Annotated in this window: 18 protein-coding genes and 2 pseudogenes; 12 read left to right on the forward strand and 8 right to left on the reverse strand. The window is 40.4% G+C overall.

Translation table 11 applies throughout. From position 1 onward, the window contains the following. Positions 1 to 529, reverse strand: a 529-nt coding sequence (locus tag ACWXWT_RS06260) for an IS1595 family transposase (RefSeq protein ID WP_456040759.1), incomplete at its 3' end; no start/stop codon positions are given. Positions 530 to 931: 402 nt separating this feature from the next. Between ACWXWT_RS06260 and ACWXWT_RS06265 the strand changes: the two genes are divergently transcribed. After that, positions 932 to 2,164, forward strand: coding sequence for a hypothetical protein (locus tag ACWXWT_RS06265; protein ID WP_456040760.1), 1,233 nt, complete (start codon positions 932 to 934; stop codon positions 2,162 to 2,164). Between the two features lie 558 nt (positions 2,165 to 2,722). Here ACWXWT_RS06265 and ACWXWT_RS06270 read toward each other — a convergent pair. Continuing rightward, positions 2,723 to 3,373 (reverse strand): annotated as a pseudogene (locus ACWXWT_RS06270) (IS110-like element ISShfr7 family transposase); the annotation flags it as partial. 369 nt (positions 3,374 to 3,742) lie between these two features. On the opposite strand from ACWXWT_RS06270, the pseudogene ACWXWT_RS06275 reads away from it, so the two are divergent. Further along, positions 3,743 to 4,429, forward strand: a pseudogene (locus tag ACWXWT_RS06275) (radical SAM protein); the annotation flags it as partial. Between the two features lie 52 nt (positions 4,430 to 4,481). Here ACWXWT_RS06275 and ACWXWT_RS06280 read toward each other — a convergent pair. Further along, positions 4,482 to 4,676, reverse strand: coding sequence for a helix-turn-helix transcriptional regulator (locus ACWXWT_RS06280; RefSeq protein ID WP_456040761.1), 195 nt, complete (start codon positions 4,674 to 4,676; stop codon positions 4,482 to 4,484). After that, positions 4,673 to 5,089: a hypothetical protein gene (locus tag ACWXWT_RS06285; RefSeq protein ID WP_456040762.1), complete on the reverse strand. Its 417-nt coding sequence runs from the start codon at positions 5,087 to 5,089 to the stop codon at positions 4,673 to 4,675. The genes ACWXWT_RS06280 and ACWXWT_RS06285 overlap by 4 nt, the downstream gene beginning before the upstream one ends. A gap of 466 nt (positions 5,090 to 5,555) precedes the next feature. On the opposite strand from ACWXWT_RS06285, the gene ACWXWT_RS06290 reads away from it, so the two are divergent. Then, on the forward strand, positions 5,556 to 6,530 hold the full coding sequence (locus ACWXWT_RS06290; protein WP_456040763.1) for a nucleoside hydrolase: 975 nt from the start codon (positions 5,556 to 5,558) through the stop codon (positions 6,528 to 6,530). Positions 6,531 to 6,732: 202 nt separating this feature from the next. Here the strand turns inward: ACWXWT_RS06290 and ACWXWT_RS06295 are convergent, their stop codons facing one another. Beyond that, positions 6,733 to 7,566: a mechanosensitive ion channel family protein gene (locus ACWXWT_RS06295; protein ID WP_456040764.1), complete on the reverse strand. Its 834-nt coding sequence runs from the start codon at positions 7,564 to 7,566 to the stop codon at positions 6,733 to 6,735. Positions 7,567 to 7,920: 354 nt separating this feature from the next. Between ACWXWT_RS06295 and ACWXWT_RS06300 the strand changes: the two genes are divergently transcribed. Both ACWXWT_RS06300 and udp read left to right on the forward strand, forming a co-directional pair. After that, complete coding sequence (locus ACWXWT_RS06300) at positions 7,921 to 9,096, forward strand: type III PLP-dependent enzyme (protein ID WP_456040765.1); 1,176 nt, start codon at positions 7,921 to 7,923, stop codon at positions 9,094 to 9,096. Positions 9,097 to 9,597: 501 nt separating this feature from the next. After that, a complete protein-coding gene (gene udp / locus ACWXWT_RS06305) occupies positions 9,598 to 10,356 on the forward strand; it encodes a uridine phosphorylase (RefSeq protein ID WP_456040766.1) in 759 nt (252 codons plus the stop codon). 112 nt (positions 10,357 to 10,468) lie between these two features. On the opposite strand, the gene ACWXWT_RS06310 is transcribed toward udp, so the two are convergent. Continuing rightward, the gene (locus tag ACWXWT_RS06310) at positions 10,469 to 11,221 is read right to left on the reverse strand and encodes an outer membrane protein OmpK (protein ID WP_456040767.1); all 753 of its coding nucleotides are present in this window, start codon (positions 11,219 to 11,221) and stop codon (positions 10,469 to 10,471) included. A gap of 383 nt (positions 11,222 to 11,604) precedes the next feature. On the opposite strand from ACWXWT_RS06310, the gene ACWXWT_RS06315 reads away from it, so the two are divergent. The 3 genes from ACWXWT_RS06315 to ACWXWT_RS06325 all read left to right on the forward strand — a co-directional run bounded on the left by ACWXWT_RS06315 (position 11,605) and on the right by ACWXWT_RS06325 (position 14,028). Further along, positions 11,605 to 12,060, forward strand: a complete 456-nt coding sequence (locus ACWXWT_RS06315; protein WP_456040768.1) for an NfeD family protein — start codon at positions 11,605 to 11,607, stop codon at positions 12,058 to 12,060. A gap of 100 nt (positions 12,061 to 12,160) precedes the next feature. Continuing rightward, on the forward strand, positions 12,161 to 13,090 hold the full coding sequence (locus ACWXWT_RS06320; RefSeq protein ID WP_456040769.1) for an SPFH domain-containing protein: 930 nt from the start codon (positions 12,161 to 12,163) through the stop codon (positions 13,088 to 13,090). Next, positions 13,090 to 14,028 (forward strand): SPFH domain-containing protein, encoded by a 939-nt coding sequence (locus ACWXWT_RS06325; protein ID WP_456040770.1) that lies wholly within the window; start codon positions 13,090 to 13,092, stop codon positions 14,026 to 14,028. The genes ACWXWT_RS06320 and ACWXWT_RS06325 overlap by 1 nt, the downstream gene beginning before the upstream one ends. Before the next feature lie 130 nt (positions 14,029 to 14,158). Here ACWXWT_RS06325 and ACWXWT_RS06330 read toward each other — a convergent pair whose 3' ends face one another. Next, the gene (locus tag ACWXWT_RS06330; RefSeq protein WP_456040771.1) at positions 14,159 to 15,031 is read right to left on the reverse strand and encodes a LysR family transcriptional regulator; all 873 of its coding nucleotides are present in this window, start codon (positions 15,029 to 15,031) and stop codon (positions 14,159 to 14,161) included. Positions 15,032 to 15,390: 359 nt separating this feature from the next. Between ACWXWT_RS06330 and uvrD the strand changes: the two genes are divergently transcribed. From uvrD to ACWXWT_RS06350, 4 genes are all read left to right on the forward strand, one after another. Further along, positions 15,391 to 17,580 carry a DNA helicase II gene (uvrD, locus tag ACWXWT_RS06335; RefSeq protein ID WP_456040772.1) on the forward strand — a complete coding sequence of 730 codons (2,190 nt, stop codon included), beginning with the start codon at positions 15,391 to 15,393 and terminating at the stop codon, positions 17,578 to 17,580. A 37-nt stretch (positions 17,581 to 17,617) separates the two neighbouring features. Continuing rightward, entirely contained in the window at positions 17,618 to 18,478 is an 861-nt protein-coding gene (gene ubiA / locus ACWXWT_RS06340; protein WP_456040773.1) for a 4-hydroxybenzoate octaprenyltransferase, read from the forward strand. Between the two features lie 33 nt (positions 18,479 to 18,511). After that, positions 18,512 to 19,054: an alpha/beta hydrolase-fold protein gene (locus ACWXWT_RS06345; protein ID WP_456040774.1), complete on the forward strand. Its 543-nt coding sequence runs from the start codon at positions 18,512 to 18,514 to the stop codon at positions 19,052 to 19,054. Positions 19,055 to 19,334: 280 nt separating this feature from the next. Continuing rightward, a complete protein-coding gene (locus ACWXWT_RS06350; protein ID WP_456040775.1) occupies positions 19,335 to 20,354 on the forward strand; it encodes a hypothetical protein in 1,020 nt (339 codons plus the stop codon). A gap of 70 nt (positions 20,355 to 20,424) precedes the next feature. Here the strand turns inward: ACWXWT_RS06350 and ACWXWT_RS06355 are convergent, their stop codons facing one another. After that, positions 20,425 to 21,003 (reverse strand): nucleoside triphosphate pyrophosphohydrolase family protein, encoded by a 579-nt coding sequence (locus tag ACWXWT_RS06355; RefSeq protein ID WP_456040776.1) that lies wholly within the window; start codon positions 21,001 to 21,003, stop codon positions 20,425 to 20,427. Positions 21,004 to 21,016 lie beyond the last annotated feature (13 nt).

Here is a 21,016-nt window from a genome sequence, read left to right on the forward strand (position 1 = left end):
GCTCAACAGCAACCAAAACTACAGCCTTACGCTTACCCTGTTGATTTTTAATAGATGATTTGGGAACGACGCCACCTATTAGTGTTTCGTCAACCTCTACGATACCGGATAACTTATCCCTTTCAGGATCAACCATGGCATGTCTTAACTTGTGCATTAATGACCAAGCGGTTTGATAACTCCCAAGACCTAATAGCCTTTGAACTCCAAGAGCGCTGACACCATTTTTTTGATTTGTAATAAACCAGACCGCAGCAAACCAACTTTTCATGGGGGTTCTTGTTTTGTCAAAAAGTGTACTTGATGTTACTGAACACTGAGAACGACAAGCATGACATTTTAACTTGCCATTACTTAACTGATAAGGTGATTGATGGCTTGAACAGCTTGGACAAATGAATCCGTTTGGCCAACGAAGTGCGTAAAGGTAGCTGATGCAAGATTGTTCATCATGAAACCAATCTACAAACTCGTCCCAACTTGTAGGGTAATCAACGCCAGCTTTTAATAAATACGATGAAGTTTTCATTACTACATATTGACACTGGTGGCGCTAAGTGGATAGCTCTTATATTTAAACAGCATAAGTAAGGTTGTTTTTATCACCATGAAATCTAATAAATGAACTTGACGGGACTATACTCATTTCTATGCCCTTAAGCTAATCGCTAGGCTGTTGGAAGAGTGCGTGGTTCTTCACAATCAGACCTAGCGATTAGCTTAAGGCTACGAATATCCCGCCAGTGCCGTTTATTTCCGTATTTTCTTTGATTCGCCGCCAAAGCGAGCTAACGCTCTGGCAGCCAGATAGCAAGTAAAATCAAAGGATTATTTATATTCGCTACGCTTAATGCTATAAATAACCTTTGTTTTAAGCGTTAGCTAACTTGCCATACCGTTGAGCATTAAATTTCGAATAAAAGGATTTAACTTGAAAAAAATAATACTATTTTGCCTACTTGCTTCTAGTCCCGCTTTCTCTGAAGAACATGATCACGAACAATTTCTTTTACAGGCAGTAAAAATCGGCAACCAAATACAAGAACAAACGAAAGATAAAACTTTAGTTGAGAAAATCTCATTCACTGAAGGCTTTGCCAAAGATTTTTCTAACAATCCCATCGCTTTAGATATTATTATGCAAGGGCTTAGTGTTGAGTATTCTTTTGCGGGTTCACATAGTAATGCCTTAATTACTAGAGATAAAACTGCTGAAATAGAAAGCTCTAGTGTTGAAGATTTAGCTAACTATAATGCAAAAAGTGCTGTAGTCGAAATTTTGGAACGGGCTAAAACACATCAAATCGTTATGGTCAATGAAGCCCATGATATTGCACAACACAGAGTTTTAACTTACCGCCTACTAAAGGGGTTATGGAAACAAGGCTATCGCTACTTTGCCGCTGAAGCATTAAGTAGCTCCGCTACTATGCAAATTGATAGAGGCTTTATAACTAAGCAAGTTGGCTATTATACACGTGAAGCCCTATACGCAAATTTAGTGCTTTCAGCAAAAGCAGTTGGATTTGAAATTGTTTCATATGACCAACATAAGCCAAGTAAACTTAATACAATTGATGAGCGGGAAACTAATTCTGCATTAACCCTCAAAGAGAAAGTCTTTGATAAAGACCCCGACGCAAAAATCATTATCCATGTTGGTTACTCTCATATAAATGAGGAAAAATGGCTAGCAAGTAAACTTAAAAAGTACACAGGTTTAGAAACTCTGACCATCGATCAAACTACACGTATAGAACGAAGTAATACTAAGTATGAACATCCTACGTATTCTAGAGCTGTTAAAAACGTCGAATTGCAAGAACCATTTATATTTGTAAAAGGTAACGAAGTTTGGAGTTCTGATTCGAATAAATGGGATATTTCAATTTTTTGGCCAAGGACAAGTTATTTTAATGGACGCCCAAAGTGGGCTTCATTAGGCCGAGTTAATTACAACGTAAGTGCAAATGATTGTAAAAATTCGTACCCTTGTATGGTTGACGTTTTTAAATTTAACTATAAAGATGAAGTTCCCTTGGATAGAGTGCTAATTTCATCTAACAACGACCACAAGTCAGTCTTTTTATCGCAAGGTGATAATATTATAGTGATGACTGATAGTAGTGGCAATCAGATTAATAAAGTCAAGATTCAGAATTAAAGTTAGCTAACACATATGAGTCTTCCACCAGTCAATAGGCGAGCCTAACTTATTTGACTGCTTTTGCAGTCAAATTAAAATCAATCAACAAATTCATCTACTTCGTCTGTCATTTAGCTGTCAAATCATCGTTTACAGCAAACACATATAGAGGCTCTCTTAGTGCGATCTTATCGCTGCCTGACTCTTTTCAATCCGTTGAAATATCAGGGGCACTACGACTAAATGGATTTAGGAGGTAGAGCGACGCAGGAGGCCAAAGCCGAGACATTTATCGGTTAACCCTAAGATGGCACTATTCAAGTCAGAGGTGCTTTTTGCACAGTTAGTTTCAGGCTCATTTAGGGTGTAAACGACTTTGTTGATTGCATTTATTAATGCGCTCCAATAAGGTGTCATTCTTTGTAAAATCAACAGCAGGCAATGTAGCTTAAATAGCATTTTGCATAGTGATGATGGTGAGAAGTCATTGCTTCATTAGCCACATCATTCACGTTCATGCTCGCTTCTCTTTTTAAGAGTATCTAGCTAGACGTTCAGCTCACCTTATTGCGCGACTTATCCTTTTAAGAATCGTTGTTCATCAAACACCGTTTTGTTCTTCAGCATGAAATAGACGCAGCGGCCAAGCTTATGTGCCAGTGCAGACAACGCTTTTGCTTTACTCATTCGTTTTTGTAATCGATTAAGGTAGTTACGTGCTTTGTCATTACCACGTAGGTACAGCACCGCTGCTTCTGAGAATGTCCATTTCAAATGAGCATTACCGATTTTATTGCCATTGGTGCCATAGGTTTTACCCGCTGATTCTGCTTTGCATTTGACCAATCGAGAGTATGAAGCAAACTTTTGTACTGACTCAAATCGACTGATATCACCGATTTCATAGAGGATTGTCAGTGACAAAATCTTACCAATACCTGGTACTGTTTTCAGTAGTTCTAAATAGACGGGGTTATGGTTTTTGGCTTGTTTTTCGATGAACCATTCAACCTGTGCGAGTTCCTTTGCATAACAATCCAGTAGTGCCATGTCTAAATCAATGTTGCGCTGCACGATAGGATCTTGATATTGCTCGCGTAGTTTTTTTCTTGCTGAAATATTTTTTAGATTTAACTCCGTGGCAGGTAAGTTGTATTGGCTATTAGTGTTAACCACATGACCTTTGAGCATAGCGCCGTGACGGACAATCTTCATTCTACGACGTAATTTAGTGGGGTCAGTGTAAACGTTACTTGAATTCCATACATCTATTAATCCCAAGACCTACCTTTAGAGCCTTTTTTCTAAAAAGTTTCAGTCCAAAAGTGAGCTTGAAAATGATCAAACTTTATTATCAAGAAATGACATTCGTCCTCAGATAAATTATCAAACTATTGCGTTGTTACCACTCATGACAACCTTAATTTTTTATCAAACTTTAATATGGTCATACAAGAAGAGGTGATCATCATGTCTAACTCTCGTGTTATAGGAATTGATTTAGGTAAAGCACATTTCATCTTATTGCGCATAACTATGCGGGGAGGGAAGTGCTTCGTAAGAAATTAACCAGACCTAGGCTGCTTCAATTCTTATCCATTTAGTCGTGTTTTTTTGGCTGATGGCGATGCTATGACGTTACCCTTTAATCGTTTAAAAGCTATTTGCGAATTAATTAATACGTATCTGCCCCATGTGACTCGGATTAGTAGCTATTGTTTACCGCGCAATCTAACCAATAAAACGGTCGAGCAATTGACGCAATTGCGACAGATGGGTTTATCCATTTTGTATATTGGCTGTGAAAGTGGGGATGATGAAGTATTAGATCGGATTAAAAAAGGCGAAACGTATGCCTCATCTTTAGCTGCGCTAAACAAAATTAGCCAAGCTGGTATAAAGTCCTCTGTGATGATTCTCATTGGCTTGGGTGGGGTAGCATTATCGCGTCAACATGCGATCGCATCTGCGGAATTAATGAATGCTGCTCAACCCGATTATTTATCTACACTGGTGGTAACCTTACCCCTGGGTACTGCGCGAATGGATAGTGCATTTGATGGTGAGTTTTTATTGCCAGACCAAACGGGTTTACTGGCAGAAATGCACACGTTATTGAGCCACCTTGACTTGAATAAAACTATTTTTCGTTCTGATCACGCCTCAAATTACCTCGTGCTAAAGGGGGTGCTGGGTAAAGATAAGTTCGCTTTGATAGCCCAAGTTGAACAGGGATTAAACGGTATAATCCCGTTGCGACAAGAGTGGCAACGAGGCTTATAATTCAATAAACATCAGTTGAATTAATCGACTCGCTCAGTAACCGTTATGTTTTTTATGGCTCGTCTTCAAAGATACATTCGATTGGTAATTTAAATAATCGTGCGGCTTTAAAGGCCAATGTTAAACTGGGATCAAACTTACCGGTTTCAATTGCATTGACAGTCTGTCTAGACACAGCAAGTAAGTCAGCTAATTGTGCTTGGGTGAGCCCATGCTCCGCTCTGAGTACTTTTAATCGATTCTTCATTGGTACTTCCTATGTCCTAATATTATCCCGACTAAATAGGTTAGTCCCATGATAATCACTACATGCGAGATTTCAGCATGACCCGTTATCAAGTTTGTTGTGTCTAAATTTGAATAGCTCAAGCCAACAATTAATCCCACTCCCAGACTGAGCCCCATCGCATTTAATTGAATTTTTTGCTGCAGTTCATCGAGTCCAAGTAGTTGACGCCTATTGGCCAGAATCATTCCGATACCAATTATGAAGTTGCTGGCAATTGCCGTGATCGTGATGACATCTTGTTGCCAAATCAATTGTGGCCCAAAGTTAGCGATGGCCATCGTGATCACCCATGCTAAGGTCCACTTAGCTAAGCGAGCAGTATTATGTGTATTGGTTGTTCTCCAATCTTTATTGTGCGCCTGAGGTGACATGTTTAATACTCCAAAAGTCGTGATTATCCGTCATAATGTAAAACAAACTTGACTTTAGGTTATGATGTATCAATTAGATTGTCAAGTAAGCTTTACTTTTGTTGGCTGTTGTAATTAATGGGGTATATAAAAATGATTGGGTGAATGAATTATTTTGCTTTGCTGTTGATTATTTTCAGCCTCTGTTTGATTTAATTTGATTTACTGCCCGAAGTGACCATTCGACTGAGTTATAGGTGAGTATGATATTTGCTCTACAAATACGTCACTTTCTTAATTTTGGCCAACGATAATGGGTGCATGCGTCATAGCACGCACCCATTTAAGTGTATTAATATGCTCACTTACAGAGAGAAGTTTGACGACTTATCACACTTACATCATCATTTTTTTTGTATAGTCGTGGAATATTCTATAAATATTGCAATGAATTGACTCACCTTCAATTGAGCAGGATAGTAATCCCATGACAACCAAAATTATTTTAGACACAGATCCCGGTATTGATGATGTATTTGCGATTCTGTTTGCCCAAGCGCATCCAGATATTGAGCTAAAGGCTATCACGACTGTCTATGGCAATGTGACAATCGAAAATGCAACTCATAACGCCCTGTATCTTAAACAGAAATATAAATTGCAGGCCGATATTGTCACAGGAGCGAGCCAACCGTTAGTTCGTCCTCCTGTGGGGCCAACAGTCGCAGTGCACGGTGAAGGTGGATTTGGTGATGTAAATGTGCCAGCAAAGGTCGAAGGCCAAGCTGATCGTAGGCCTGCATATCAATACATAATCGATGCCGTAAAGGCTGAGCCTGATGAAATAACCTTAGTTGCCATTGGTCCGCTAACGAACCTTGCGCTAGCGCTTCAGGCAGATCCCACCATTGTTAATCTTGTTAAAAAGGTCGTTATCATGGGTGGCGCATTTGGCGAAAATAATCATCATGGTAATGTGACCCCATTTGCTGAAGCGAATATCCATGATGATCCCCATGCAGCTGACATCGTGTTAACAGCCTCATGGCATGTCGTTGTGATTGGTTTAGATGTGACTGAACAAAGCTTCTTCACCCGCGAGTATCTTGATCAACTGCGTGATGACGCTGGTGAGGTTGGGAAATTTATTTGGGATATTAGTCGTTTTTATTTGAGATTTTACAGCGAAAAAGTGGGCTTAGAGGCCTGCCATGTACATGATCCCTCTGCTATTGCTTATGTGATTAATCCTGCTTTGTTCACTCTTAGGGAAGGGCCTATTCGAGTCGTTACTGATGGTCCTGCGCAAGGAATGACCATTCAAAAATGTGATAGCCGCATTTACCCCCATGATGATTGGTCGGATAAAGCATTACAAAAGGTTGCTGTCGCGGTGAAAGATGCCGAGTTATTGGCATTATATCGAAGCAGCATTATTGATTATGCAATCAGTTTGAAATAATAGCTGCGTTTGTTTATGGCTAGATTGTGGCGGCGTGATGATATTTTTTGTGGATTAGCCGTATGACATCGTCACGCCTTTAGCTCGTTATACCAATTTGTTTGTGCAACTTGTTTTATTGTTGTTTTATGTTCTGTTCACCATACGCGGCTGAGCTATGGTGGACAGAATCGTTAGGATTGGATTATTAGCGTTACAAATATTAGTGCTGTAAATGAATTTCTTTTACTGGGCAAGGGATAACGATTTTGGCTGTGTTAAGTGCTTTAATAATAGCTAAATTGGTTTGATATTTCTCCTCAAAATAGCGTGTTGTTGGTACCCAGTAACGTACGCCTATCTCTATACCAATGGGGTTAAATCCATTGATGCCTACTAATGGTTTTTTGTCTTGATAAATGGCCGGTGCGCTAGACAGTACTTCATTAACGAGTTGGATTACATGGTCGGCATCTGTTTGATAATCAATATTAAATTTGCTCTCAACCAGTTTATAAGCGAATGAGTTATGTAGAATTTCCCCAACAATATGCTTATTGGGTATGCTAATTTGCTCACCTTCTTCATTAGTGAGAATGGTTTGGCCGAGTTTAATGACTTCAACAACACCGCTAACATCTTTAATTTCAATCGTATTACCCACCACAAAAGGTCGAGTGACAATAATGGTGATGCCAGCAGCATAGTTAGAAAGCATACCTTGTAATGCTAAACCTGCACCGAGTGAAGCTGCGCCAATGGCTGCTACCATAGGGGTTACACTGATCCCCAGCTTACCTAAACAGATTATTGCGACCATTACAATAATGATGATTTTAACTAAGTTAGTCGCAAAGTTACTTAAGGTGATATCAATATTATGTTTTTTAAGTTGAACAGCCACAATATTGGCGGTTTTATTGGCAACCCAAAGCCCCAATAAAAATATAATAATCGCCCCAGCGATTTGAAAGCTATATTGGATAACAAACTCAGTGATGACGTTATAGACATTCTGCAGTTGCTGGAGTTCTTGCTCTAAACTGGGCTCGTTCATTCTTTGTTCCTCATTAACGCGTTTGAATTGTTATCGGCTTGGATGATAACAACTTTTCACACTGAGAGGGAAATCAGCCTCTTGAGTTAATATCTCTTTAGACTAAATCTTGTTAAATTAGCGCGCTTTTTTCTTACTAATGTCTATACTTTCGATAAAGAAAAACACATTAAAATGGTGACGGATATATTGGATTGAGAGTTCAACATTCTTGATATTTTTTTAGGAATAAAAAAGTATACTTTTTGCATAAAAATTCGTTGCGTATTAGTGAAAAATATCGTTTACTGCGCATGCTTTTTTTAAACGTATAAACGCATTTTTATTACCCTACTAACTGGAGGCACCGGCCTAATGAGCCAATTTCAATCGATTGATGTAGCAGACTATTATGACAAGGATACGTTTGACCGCATTGAGGCATTTGCTAAAGATAAGCCAACGCCATTTGTTGTTATTGACACCCAAATTATTGCAAAACAATACGATGACATGGTTAAGAATTTTCCTTTTGCAAATGTATATTATGCGGTAAAGGCAAATCCGGCTAAAGAAGTGTTAACCTTGCTGCGTGACAAAGGTTCAAACTTTGATATTGCATCAATTTACGAACTTGAAATGGTGACATCCATTGGTGTGTCGACTGACCGTGTCAGTTACGGTAATACGATTAAAAAGCGTGTAGATGTTCGCTCTTTCTACCAGCAAGGCGTACGTATGTTCGCCTCAGACTCTGAAGCCGATTTACGAATGCTTGCCGAAGAAGCACCAGGTGCAAAAGTGTATGTGCGTATTTTAACTGAGGGGACACATACTGCTGATTGGCCTTTGTCGCGTAAGTTTGGTTGCCAAAATGAAATGGCTTACGACTTATTAGTATTAGCCAAAGAGTTAGGTTTACAACCCCATGGTATTTCGTTCCATGTGGGTTCACAACAGCGTGATATTGGTGCTTGGGATTCTGCTATTGGTAAAGTAAAAAGTATTTATGACCGTTTAAAAGAAGAGCACGGTATTGTTCTTAAAATGATTAATTTAGGTGGTGGTTTTCCCGCCAACTATATGGATAGAACCAATGAGCTAGGTGTTTATGCACAACAGATTAAACATTTCTTAGAAGAAGATTTTGGTGACGAATTACCCGAAATTATTTTAGAGCCTGGTCGTTCATTGCTTTCAAATGCAGGTGTACTTGTATCAGAAGTCGTATTGATTTCACGCAAGTCACACACAGCATTAGAGCGTTGGGTATTTACCGATGTGGGTAAGTTCTCTGGTTTAATCGAAACCATGGACGAAGCAATTAAGTTTCCTATCTATACTAAACGTACAGGTGAGTTAGATAAATGCGTTATTGCTGGCCCAACATGTGACAGTGCTGACATTATGTATGAGCATTACAGTTATGGTTTACCGGTAGATTTGGCCATTGGCGATCGCATGTATTGGTTAACGGCAGGTGCTTATACTACAACATATTCAGCGGTATGTTTTAATGGTTTTCCACCATTGAAAGATTACTACCTGTAATATTGCTCGGCTCGGTAAACGGTTATTGCTTCGCTAATGGTATTGGCTTGCAATGGGCGCTGCGAGTGATCAGAGAATGTGCCTTGTTAGTAAACTAAATCACATTTTTTGATATGGAATCGGCCACAGTTGTTATTTTAGCTTACTCATATCACCTCTTAACCTGAATTGAGGTTAAGTGCTCATCGAGTTACAAAAGGACGCTTAGCGTCCTTTTTGCTTTCTAGTCATTTACGAAGGGACATTCTTGGATAGTTAATTTGATGTAAATCACGTTAACCATTTTTGATTTAGATAAATAGTTTGTTGTTTTTATTGACCTTAAACTATGCTAAAACACATGTATTTGGCGGGATTTGGACATGTATTAGTAATAATTTAACGAAAGAATATTAACTATTATGAATTTATATGTGATCAAGTTAACCTTATCCCCCTAAAGACTAGGTTAAAGTCTGGGTTATAAGAATTTAATATTCAAAACTGAAAGGGGTTTTCATAATGTCCGATGTATTTCACTTAGGATTGACTAAAAAAATGTTAGACGGCGCTACCTTGGCAATCGTTCCTGGTGATCCAGAGCGTGTTAAGCGTATTGCAGAGTTAATGGATAATGCTACGTTCTTAGCTAGCCATCGTGAATACACTATCTATTTAGCTTATATTGACAGTAAACCCGTTGTTGTTTGTTCAACGGGTATTGGTGGACCATCAACTTCTATTGCGGTTGAAGAGTTAGCTCAACTTGGTGTAAGAACGTTCTTACGCGTAGGAACGACAGGTTCAATTCAGCCACATGTCAATGTTGGTGATGTTATTGTGACTAATGCATCTGTACGTTTAGACGGTGCCAGCTTACATTTTGCTCCGCTTGAGTTCCCAGCCGCAGCAGATTTTGATTGTACTACCGCTATGGTTGCAGCTTGTCGTGATGCGGGGCTAGAGCCTCATATCGGTATTACCGCGTCTTCAGATACCTTCTATCCAGGTCAAGAGCGTTACGATACTGTTTCTGGTCGCATTACTCAGCGTTATGTTGGCTCTATGAAAGAGTGGCAGTCAATGGGCGTTCTGAACTATGAAATGGAATCGGCTACGTTATTTACAATGTGTGCGACTCAAGGTTGGCGTGCTGCGTGTGTGGCTGGCGTTATTGTTAACCGTACAGAGCAAGAAATTCCTGATGAAGCGACAATGAAGAAAACTGAAGTAAATGCAGTGTCTATTGTTGTTGCAGCAGCGAAAAAATTGCTAGCGTAAATTAACATGTTAACAATCGCGTTATTATAAGTGGTTGTATTGAAATATAATCATTAAAAAAGGTGCTTAGGCACCTTTTTTGTTAGCTAATTTGAATGAATAGCCGTGTCGATTAAAAGTGATATTGTGCAATGATTGAGTAAGTGTTTTGGTCGATACCCGCCACACCGTATTTACTTTGCCAATAGTCATATTCAAAACCCACTAACAATTTGTTTTGTTTGTGATCGCCAAACAAGCTCTTGCCCAAATCGTATTTAATTTGTGGGTTAAAGTGTAAGTTTTCATCATAGCCGTTGTTATCAGCAGAGAATACCCAATCGATAAAGCCATCGATAACAATATTGGCATTGCCCACAGGCATGTCAATTCTAAACACTGGGGTAAACTGCCAACCATCGCTGATGTTACCGCTGCTTATTGCATCACGACGGTAAGTGTTCAGTTGTAAATAACTAAATAATGGCACGTCAAAGTCGAGGCCGATACCATAAAGCATGCTTTTAACTGGGCCTTCGCCCTCTTCGTAGGTGAAGGCTAAAGAGACGTCTTTTATTGCCCCAAAGCTAACGGGTTGCCCCAATATTTTACTCGCACTAAACCGAGGTGATATTTCGCCATAAGTCGTGCTATCAACACCATTATTGTTACCATTAAAGTTGATAAAATCTTGAAACATAAACCAATCGCCGTATTTCCAGCCACCTGCTGTTTCAAGGGTGATGGTTGTTTGTCTTTCTGAGGGCGCTAAGTCATAGTTTTCGCCATGCAGGACAGTCGCGCTAACATCCCACCATTGAACTAAATCGTCAGCAAAAACGTTTGGTGAAAGGACAAGTGTGGCTAAAAGGCAGATTTTTTTCATTTTTCTTCCGGTTGGTGAAGTTGGCTATGACGTCATAATGACAAGTGTATTGTAAATTTTACGCTCACTGGGATGATACTTTCGCACTTATTATTCCCGATCGTGCACAATGGGGCGCAATATATTCAAAAATGAGACGTAGTACAATAAAAACAATGGTGGCACAGCAGATTTCAGCGTTTTGTTCACAGAAATATCTGATTTTATCGCTATTAACAATGGCAATGTGGTAAGACTCAGAATACTAACTAATTGATATTTTAGTATTATCGAGTATTTATTCGTTTACGTATTGTGTATGATGATAAGTGACATAATATGTCGCATTAATCGATAAAGCTGTTATAGTGAATTTAAGGTCATTCTCATTTATGGGGGAGAATATGGAGCTTTCAAATCCTATTACCATCTGGCTAGTCATTGGACTGTTACTGATGATATCGGAAATTATTATTCCAGGTGGTATTGTTATTTTACTTGGCGCAGCATGTGTTCTTGTTGCTTCAGCACTGGCCGTTGGCATTATTGATGGGCTAGTACAAAGTCTGACATTATGGTTTATGGTGTCAATGGTGCTATTACTGAGCTTTCGCCATGTGACCCAGCGCCTAGTTGGTGGTGATTCCCATGTAGATAATACCGATGAAGAAGTTGATCTTTATAATCAAGTCGCCATCGTAAAACAAGCCATTGGGCCAGGACAACAGACCGGGAGAATTAGCTGTCTGGGTTCCGACTGGACAGCGTTAGGCGATGGTACTGTGATAGAAGAGGGCACCAAGGTCAGGATTATTTGTCGGGATAATATTGCGTTTGTTGTTGAACCTATCATTGATTGAATATAACCCGTGTTTATTAATATTTGCTTAGCAAATTCAATGGCTTAGTGGTTATCGCTGCTAAGCATTATCAGGAATGTCAAGGTAAAAGGGAGTAGATATGTTTGTGTTAACAATCGTTTTTTTATTTGTAATGTTTATTTTGTTCAAACTTATGTTGATTGTACCAATGCGTGAAGTGCATGTTATTGAACGTTTAGGTAAATTCCGTACAGTGCTCCAGCCGGGTTTTCATTTTCTTGTTCCTTTTGTTGACCGTGTTGCTTATCGGCATGACACTCGTGAAGAGGTGCTCGATGTACCGCCGCAAAGTTGTATTTCAAAAGATAATACCCAACTCGAAGTTGATGGTTTAGTTTATTTAAAAGTGATGGATGGTAAGTTAGCCAGTTATGGGATTGAAAATTATCGCCGTGCTGCTGTTAACCTTGCTCAAACAACAATGCGTTCTGAAATTGGTAAGTTAACCTTATCGCAAACATTTTCTGAGCGTGACAGTTTGAATGAGTCTATCGTACGTGAAATTGATAAAGCCTCTGATCCTTGGGGTATTAAGGTGTTACGTTACGAAATTAAAAATATTACGCCATCGCGCAATGTTATTCACACCTTAGAAAAACAAATGGAAGCCGAGCGTCGTAAACGTGCAGAAATTACCTTAGCCAATGCGGAAAAAGCCGCGATGATTAATATGTCACAAGGTGAGCGTCAAGAAGCGATTAATTTATCTGAAGGACAAAAACAAAAGCGTATTAATGAGGCGGTTGGTACTGGGCAAGAGATTTCCATTGTTGCTAATGCCAAAGCTGAAGGCATGGAAATGATTTGTAAAGCATTGACGATTAATGGTGGTAATGACGCGATGAATATGTTGCTTAAAGAGCAGTTTATTGGTCAAGTTGGTAAGATTTTATCTGAGTCTCAAGTTTCTGTGGTGCCTGCTGAAATGGCAAAACTAGAAGGCTTTTTTGAAGGTATGGAACAAGTGACTCATGCCGTAACCAACTCATCAGCCAAAGGAGCACGCTAATGTCGATTAACGGAATTGATACCGATTTTATTGTTATGGTGATTTGGGGGGCAATTTTTGCCATTTTTGTACTTAAATTATTTCAGTCTATTCGTCTGGTTCCGACTAAATCTGCCTATATCGTTGAACGTTTAGGCAAATATCACAGCACCTTGGATGCAGGTTTTCATGCATTAATCCCTTTTATCGATAAAGTGGCTTATATTCATGACTTGAAAGAAGAAACAATAGATGTGCCACCGCAAGAGTGTTTCTCAAGTGATGAGGTGAATGTGGAAGTTGATGGTGTTATCTATATTTCGGTAACCGATCCCGTTAAAGCCAGTTATGGCATTACTGACTACCGTTATGCGGCAATTCAGTTGGCACAAACGACTACTCGTTCGGTTATCGGCACACTAGATCTTGACCGTACTTTTGAAGAGCGTGATTTAATTTCAGCCAAAGTGGTTGAGGTGCTCGATGAAGCGGGTTCGATGTGGGGTATACGGGTTCATCGTTACGAAATTAAAAATATCACTCCGCCAGAAACCGTCAAAAATGCGATGGAAATGCAGGTGAATGCTGAGCGTGAACGTAGGGCATTACTGGCAAAAAGTGAAGGTGATAAGCAAAGTAAAATTAACCGTTCTGAAGGTGTAATGGCTGAAACCATCAATCGCTCAGAAGGTGAAATGCAGCGCCGAATTAATGAGGCCGAAGGTAAGGCGCAAGAGATTCTAACTTTAGCCAAAGCCACATCTGAGTCAATAGAGCGTTTAGCCGTTGTTATTTCATCTGAAGGCGGGCAAAGCGCATTGCGTATGCAGTTAGGTGAACAATACATGAAACAGCTTGATGGCTTAAGTAAGAAAGACAGTCGTATTGTATTACCTGGTAATCTGGTCAATTTTGAATACTGGATGGACAGCATTGGTTTAAAAGAAGATAAGAAATAAACTTGCAGTGTAAGTAACCTCAACTTGGGTGGGGTCAGTGAAATCTTGGTTCGCTGAACGCCATTTTACTCAAATTGAGGTTAGCAAAATGGGTCAGTATTGCTGGCCTATTTTTTTACGCTTTAGTATGCTATTTGACAGTTTGAGTAAGGTATTCGACAAACACTTTTGCGACAGCGGATAAGGGCGCATCTGCTGGATAGAGGAGATTAATATCTTTAAAGCCTGCACTGAGTTCGGGTAACACATTGATTAATTGTTGGCTCTCAACGGCAGCAACAGCAATGACTTGTGGCAATAAAGTGATGCCTGCACCGCCTAAGCAAAAGTGATACAAGGAGTTGTAATCACTGCAAATGACTTTATGGTTTGCACTGATTTCGGCATGTTGAAATACCCATTTGTCTTCTAACACCCCATCTGCAGAGCGATACCCCAGCAGTGAGTGGAAATGTAAATCATCAATTGTTTCGATTAACGACGTTTTTTCAAGGTAAAGGCTACTGGCATACATTTTTCGTTCAAATGTCATGAGTTTTTCAGCGCATATATTACCTTTACCCACTTCACCAGCATTGAGCATACAATCTATGTTTAAGCGTTTAATATCTTGAACTTGACCTGGCACAATAAACACTTCTAACTGCACTTGAGGATAGGCGTGAATAAAATTAGCGATGTGCTTATCCATTAGTTTGTCTACAAAGGGTTGTAAGCCAATTCTAAGCTTACCTTGTACATCATCATGACGATGTTTAAACACCTCTCCCGCATGATTTAATTGGCTAACCAGTGGGGTAATTTGAGCTAAATAACGCTGCCCAGAAGTGGTTAATGTCATCGCTCTGGTTGTTCGGGTAAATAGTGGTGCACCGAGTTGTTTTTCTAAATCGGCGATACGGCGGCTCACCAATGCTCGGCGAGTATCAAGCGATTGAGCCGCTTTAGAGAAGCTACCTAACTTTGCGACAGCCATAAACAGCTCTAAATCTTTGATATTCAATATGACAACCTAAGTAACTAATCTTGTTGTATAGTAATTTTCGTGTACTCCTTTGTCAATTTACGGCTTACTAGGCCGCGACAATATTTCAATTTGTTTTATCCATTTTCAACATGATATCAATCGCATTTAGTATCTGGTCATGCGTTCATCAAAACGAAGACTCAAATGAAACTTAAACCTAGCAAAATGATCCGTTCATTGTGTTTTACTTTTGTTATTCTCCGTGGTGTCAATTGCTGGGTATAACCGTTAGATTAAGACATAAACTTGGTTATTGAGACTCGCTTTGGCCCACGAAAGGTAAACAGACCTTCGCTATTTGATATATAATGCCTCGCAGATTTCTGGGAGGAAGAATGGACGTATCATCATTATTAGATGGCCTAAACGACAAGCAGCGTGAGGCCGTCGGCGCGCCACTTTCAAATATGTTGGTGTTAGCGGGAGCCGGCAGCGGTAAAACTCGCGTATTAACCCATCGTATTGCGTGGTTAATGCAAGTAGAACAACAAAGTCCTTATTCAATTTTAGCCGTAACCTTTACCAATAAAGCCGCCGCCGAAATGCGTGAGCGGGTCGAAAAGGTTGTAGGCACTAATATGGGGCGGATGTGGATTGGTACTTTCCATGGTTTAGCTCATCGGTTATTACGTACCCATTACCAAGACGCCAACTTGCCACAAAGTTTCCAGATTATTGATTCTGACGACCAATTACGGTTACTCAAGCGTATCCTTAAAAGCCTTAACTTAGACGAAAAACAGTACCCTCCTCGTCAAGCGCAGGGCTATATTAATGGTAAAAAAGATCAAGGTCTTCGCCCTAAGCACATTGATGCGGGCAGTTTTCCTATTGAGCAAAACTTACTGAATATTTATAAAATCTATCAAGAGTCTTGTGATCGTGCTGGGTTGGTCGATTTTGCTGAAATTCTACTACGTGCACATGAGTTATGGCTCAATAAACCGCATTTACTCGCGCATTATCAAGAGCGTTTTCGTCACATTTTGGTTGACGAGTTTCAAGATACTAACGCGATTCAATATGCGTGGATCCGTGTGTTAGCGGGCAATACCGCCAATGTGATGATTGTGGGTGATGACGATCAATCTATTTACGGTTGGCGTGGTGCGCAAATAGAAAACTTACACCGTTTCTTAAAAGATTTTTCTGGTGCAACCACAATTCGTTTGGAACAAAATTACCGTTCAACTGCCAATATTTTGAATGCATCTAATGCCGTGATAGCCAATAACCCAGAGCGTTTGGGTAAAGAGTTGTGGACCGAAGATAAAGATGGTGAGCCGATTTCTGTTTACTGTGCCTTTAACGAGATGGACGAAGCCAAGTTTATTGTTGGCCGCATTAGTGATTGGCATGAAAAAGGCGGTAGTTTGAGTGAATGCGCTATTTTGTATCGTTCAAATGCGCAATCGCGAGTATTAGAAGAAGCCTTTTTGCACAAAGGGTTAGCGTATCGTATTTACGGTGGTTTGCGTTTCTTCGAGCGTCAAGAAATTAAAGACGCAATGGGTTATATGCGCCTTATCAATAATAAAGATGATGATGCCGCATTTGAGCGTGTAGTGAACACTCCTGCCCGTGGTATTGGCGACCGTACTTTGGATATTGTGCGCTCAACCGCCAGACAGCATCAACTGACGCTTTGGCAAGCCTGCGTCAAGTTAATCGAAGAAAAAGTACTGGCTGGCCGTGCGGCTAATGCCATCAATGGCTTTATGGAACTGATTATTTCGATGCGGACAGATACGGCCGATATGTTGTTGTATCGAATGGCCGATAGTGTGATTGAGCGTTCAGGCTTGCGTACCATGTACGAGGCTGAAAAAGGCGAAAAAGCCCAAGCGCGAATTGAAAACTTAAATGAGCTGGTTACAGCAGCACGCAGTTTTGAAATGCCCGAAGAGCTTGAAGACATGGGTGAGCTTAATGCCTTTTTGTCCCATGCAGCATTAGAAGCTGGCGAAGGGCAAGCAGATGCCTTTACTGATGCAGTGCAATTAATGACCTTGCATTCGGCTAAAGGACTTGAGTTTCCAATGGTGTTTATGGCGGGCGTTGAAGAAGGATTATTCCCGAGCAAGATGGCATTGGATGAAGGCGATCGTTTAGACGAAGAACGCCGTTTATGTTATGTCGGTATGACTCGTGCAATGCAGAAATTATACATCAGTTATGCTGAGTCTCGCCGTATTTATGGTCGTGAAGATTATGCCAGTCCATCTCGTTTTATTAACGAGATCCCAGAAAAGTTCGTTGAACAAATTAGGATCCGTGCACAGGTAACACCGTCAATTAGTCAACGTTTCCCCGCTCGTGCTGCAGCGGCGGTTGCCACTAAGAAACCGCATGGTTTTAATGACACGGGACATAAAGTAGGTTCTAAAGTGAAACATTTTAAGTTTGGTGAAGGTGTTGTGACTAGCTTTGAAGGCTCAGGAGAGAAAGGACGTGTACAAGTTAATTTTCACGATTTTGGCAGTAAATGGCTGTTGGTATCGCTAGCAAAATTAGAGCGTTGTTAATCTGTTCCACCAGTTAAATCATGGAGATGCGACACCAATGTCATTGCAAGAAAAGTTGTGTGCATATGCAAGATTAATGCGGATTGATAGACCCATTGGTACCTTACTTTTATTATGGCCATGTTTAATGGCGTTGGTGTTAGCGGCCCAAGGGTTGCCTGATACAAAAGTGTTGCTGATATTTATTGTGGGCGTGGTGATTATGCGTGCAAATGGTTGCATTATTAATGACTTTGCCGACCGTAAATTAGATGCTCATGTTGAGCGCACAAGTATGCGGCCGTTGGTGTCTGGTGAGGTGTCGGTTAAAGAGGCATTGAGTCTATTCGTACTATTAGGGCTTGCAGCTTTTAGTTTAGTGTTATTGCTTAACCCACTAGTCGTTAAAATGTCGGTTGTGGGAATTGTCTTGACCGTGATGTACCCGTTTATGAAACGGGTAACGAACATGCCGCAAATGTTCTTAGGTATTGTTTGGAGTTGGTCAATCCCCATGGCTTATGCTGCACAGCTTGGTGAGGTGCCCGCTGAAGCATGGTGGTTGTTTATGGCCAATTGGTGTTGGACGGTAGCCTACGATACCATGTATGCCATGGTAGATCGCGATGATGATCTCAAAGTGGGTATTAAATCGACCGCTATTTTATTTGGTCGCTATGACAGGCAGATTATTGGTTTATTCCAGCTTGCAGCACTAGGGTGTTTTTTTATGGCGGGGCAGGTGGCTGAACGTGGTGTCATTTATGGTTTAGGTATGATTGGTTTTGTTGCGTTTGCTATATACCAGCAAAAGTTAATTTACGGCCGTGAACGAGCATCTTGTTTTACCGCTTTTTTAAATAATAATTGGGCTGGGATGATACTGTTTATTGCGCTATCACTGGATTATATGATTTAACATTTGTGGTTTATTACCACAGGGCAGGGATGCATGAAAACAATTTATAGGTTAATCGGTGCGATAATGTGTTGTGGGTTATCTCTAGCCAGTGCGTCAGCTAGCAATGATGCTGTACTGGCTGACTTAACAAGCAACGCTGTCGATGAGCATTCCACCGCTGCAGTAGTCAATATTCCTCGTACCCGCCAATTTGTGCTTAAAGATGGCGATCGCCATTATCAAGTGATGATCAAACTGCCTAAAGATTACCGCCACAATAGTAACCATCGTTACCCTGTAATCTATATGACCGACTCCATGTATAGCTTGCAAGTTGTGTCTGGTGCGACGCGATTCCCAATGAACAGTAACATGATGCAGCAAGCCATTTTAGTCGCCATAGGCTATCAGAGGCCTAGCAAAGGTTCGGCGAGTCGGATCCGCGACTATACCCCAAGTCACGATGCGAGTTGGAAACTACCCACTGGCGAGGCCAGGCGACACGTTGCGTATATCAGTCAGGTTGTTATGCCCTTCGTTGAAAAAACTATCGGGTCGATACCCAACAAAACACCTTTGTGGGCAATTCGCTAGGCGGGTTACTCGGTGCAATCTGGTGATTTAGTACTTAAGTTACTGGTCATCCCCGAGGCCGATCATTCAATGGCTTTCCCAACTGCTGCACTCATCGGTTGACGTGGTTGTTCAAACGCAATCTATCGTGATACCTATTCACAGCAATATTTAATAACACTTTTGCCCCCATTAATTGCCGTGACACTCATTTTTTCTGATATGTTAACATTTTGTATCTTCAAGATTATGTCCCAATCGTATTGATATAATGAATAACATTTACAAGGATAAGTATTAGATGAGAGCCAAGGTTAAGTATCGATTAGTCTTTTTGGCGTTGATGTTGTGTTGTTTTATTATGGGTGTGAAACTGACGCCTCTGTCGTTGACTACCGATGCTGAGGCGTTATCTTTAGGCATTATTTCGGCCGCATATTTTGTCTTGTTACCGCTTTTGTATTGGTATTGCGTTATCAAAATTGGTGAGCAAAAGTTGTGGAAAATCATTGTTATTTTCAGTTTAAGTAGCTTAGTGGCACGATTTAGTTTTCCTGCAGATATCGCGCATTATTTTGAGTTTGTTGCATGGTTACGTTATCCCATTATTGCAATATTGTTGATTATAGAGCTGTATTTGATTGTGAGTGTTGTGCGAGGATTACTGAAGGTAAGAAAGCTCACCGGCGACCCTCGAGTGGGTGCAGTTGAAACCTATCGAGATGGTGAGGAGAAAAGCTTAACCGTCGCGCTTATTTTGGCCAGCGAAGCGACTAACTGGTTTTACTCTATCCCATGGTTTTCACGCAAACATCCACAAGTTATCGCCAATATAAACCTTGTTAGTGCTAAAAGGTGGCATGTGTGCTTTATGATTTTTGGTTGTATTTTCGCAGCCTATATTAGTTACGTATTAATCATGCCTTGGAGTGAATGGATTGCCATTATTGGTGCGAGCATTATTACCTACTCATTAATGTCTATCGTTGCTAATCATCGGATTTCGCGTCATTACTCTATGTATTTAATTAGGAATAACTTGGTAATTAATAATTCTCTGTGGGGGTTTATGGTCATAGATGTCGCCGATATTGATTGTGTTGTTAGCCATGAACCCACAGCATTTGCTAAAGATCAAGCTGAAACCCTCGCGATTGGGCGAGGTCATAGTAATATGACCATCACGCTGACTAAGGCTACCATTTATCATGGTGGGATGGGGCAATTACCTGAACCAATGAAAACGGTACATTTGAGTGTGGATAATCCACAGGGGGTAATTGAGGCGCTTGATATAGAGAAAGCACGCGAAGCTGCGTAGCCAGAAATACCCATAAAAAAATGCGCTGTTAAGTCATTAGCGCATTTTGGGGTAATTGACTTTAGTTACATTAATCTCGCACTAATGTGGTTAAGTCCGCAGGGCGATAGTAAACAGATTTTAATACTTTACCTTGGCGAACTACCTTACCGGCCATATCGACATCTTTAGCGCACTTAGCAATAATAAACTCACCTTTAGTGCTACCGACTATCTCAACACCTTGTTTAGCATAATGGGCGATGGTTTCATCTAACTCTTGTTGATTACGGCACACTTTACTCATATTACTTGAGTGGACTTCATCCCAACATTTTATGAAGTCGATTTTGCGGTTTTTAGCCACGTTTAATAGTAAATCGATAAGATAGCTTATCTCGATGCGATCGCTCACTTGAGAAGCGCCTAGGTGTACTAAACGGCCCATTAATACATACACTGAGTCTACGATGGCATCTGCTTGCTCAATACGAGAGTCCGCTTCTGCCAACTCGGTCATTTCTTCAATAATTAAAGAGGTGTGTAATGTATCAGCTTTGCTGTCTAGGCTAGCACTGTCGTTAACCGGTAAATCAAAGGTGCTGCGAAACTCAAAAATGTCGCGATATAAGTGATTAAAAATCGTTTGGTTTAAAACAGATAACTTCATTAAAAAATAAGCC

The sequence above is a fragment of the Shewanella sp. A22 genome, from assembly GCF_053850585.1.

Excerpts from the sequence above, each read along its gene's own strand:
- ACWXWT_RS06280 (WP_456040761.1), bottom strand. The coding sequence starts at position 4,676 with ATGAAGAATCGATTAAAAGTACTCAGAGCGGAGCATGGGCTCACCCAA.
- ACWXWT_RS06285 (WP_456040762.1), bottom strand. The coding sequence starts at position 5,089 with ATGTCACCTCAGGCGCACAATAAAGATTGGAGAACAACCAATACACAT.
- ACWXWT_RS06290 (WP_456040763.1), top strand. The coding sequence starts at position 5,556 with ATGACAACCAAAATTATTTTAGACACAGATCCCGGTATTGATGATGTA.
- ACWXWT_RS06295 (WP_456040764.1), bottom strand. The coding sequence starts at position 7,566 with ATGAACGAGCCCAGTTTAGAGCAAGAACTCCAGCAACTGCAGAATGTC.
- ACWXWT_RS06300 (WP_456040765.1), top strand. The coding sequence starts at position 7,921 with ATGAGCCAATTTCAATCGATTGATGTAGCAGACTATTATGACAAGGAT.
- udp (WP_456040766.1), top strand. The coding sequence starts at position 9,598 with ATGTCCGATGTATTTCACTTAGGATTGACTAAAAAAATGTTAGACGGC.
- ACWXWT_RS06310 (WP_456040767.1), bottom strand. The coding sequence starts at position 11,221 with ATGAAAAAAATCTGCCTTTTAGCCACACTTGTCCTTTCACCAAACGTT.
- ACWXWT_RS06315 (WP_456040768.1), top strand. The coding sequence starts at position 11,605 with ATGGAGCTTTCAAATCCTATTACCATCTGGCTAGTCATTGGACTGTTA.
- ACWXWT_RS06320 (WP_456040769.1), top strand. The coding sequence starts at position 12,161 with ATGTTTGTGTTAACAATCGTTTTTTTATTTGTAATGTTTATTTTGTTC.
- ACWXWT_RS06325 (WP_456040770.1), top strand. The coding sequence starts at position 13,090 with ATGTCGATTAACGGAATTGATACCGATTTTATTGTTATGGTGATTTGG.
- uvrD (WP_456040772.1), top strand. The coding sequence starts at position 15,391 with ATGGACGTATCATCATTATTAGATGGCCTAAACGACAAGCAGCGTGAG.
- ubiA (WP_456040773.1), top strand. The coding sequence starts at position 17,618 with ATGTCATTGCAAGAAAAGTTGTGTGCATATGCAAGATTAATGCGGATT.
- ACWXWT_RS06345 (WP_456040774.1), top strand. The coding sequence starts at position 18,512 with ATGAAAACAATTTATAGGTTAATCGGTGCGATAATGTGTTGTGGGTTA.
- ACWXWT_RS06350 (WP_456040775.1), top strand. The coding sequence starts at position 19,335 with ATGAGAGCCAAGGTTAAGTATCGATTAGTCTTTTTGGCGTTGATGTTG.
- ACWXWT_RS06355 (WP_456040776.1), bottom strand. The coding sequence starts at position 21,003 with ATGAAGTTATCTGTTTTAAACCAAACGATTTTTAATCACTTATATCGC.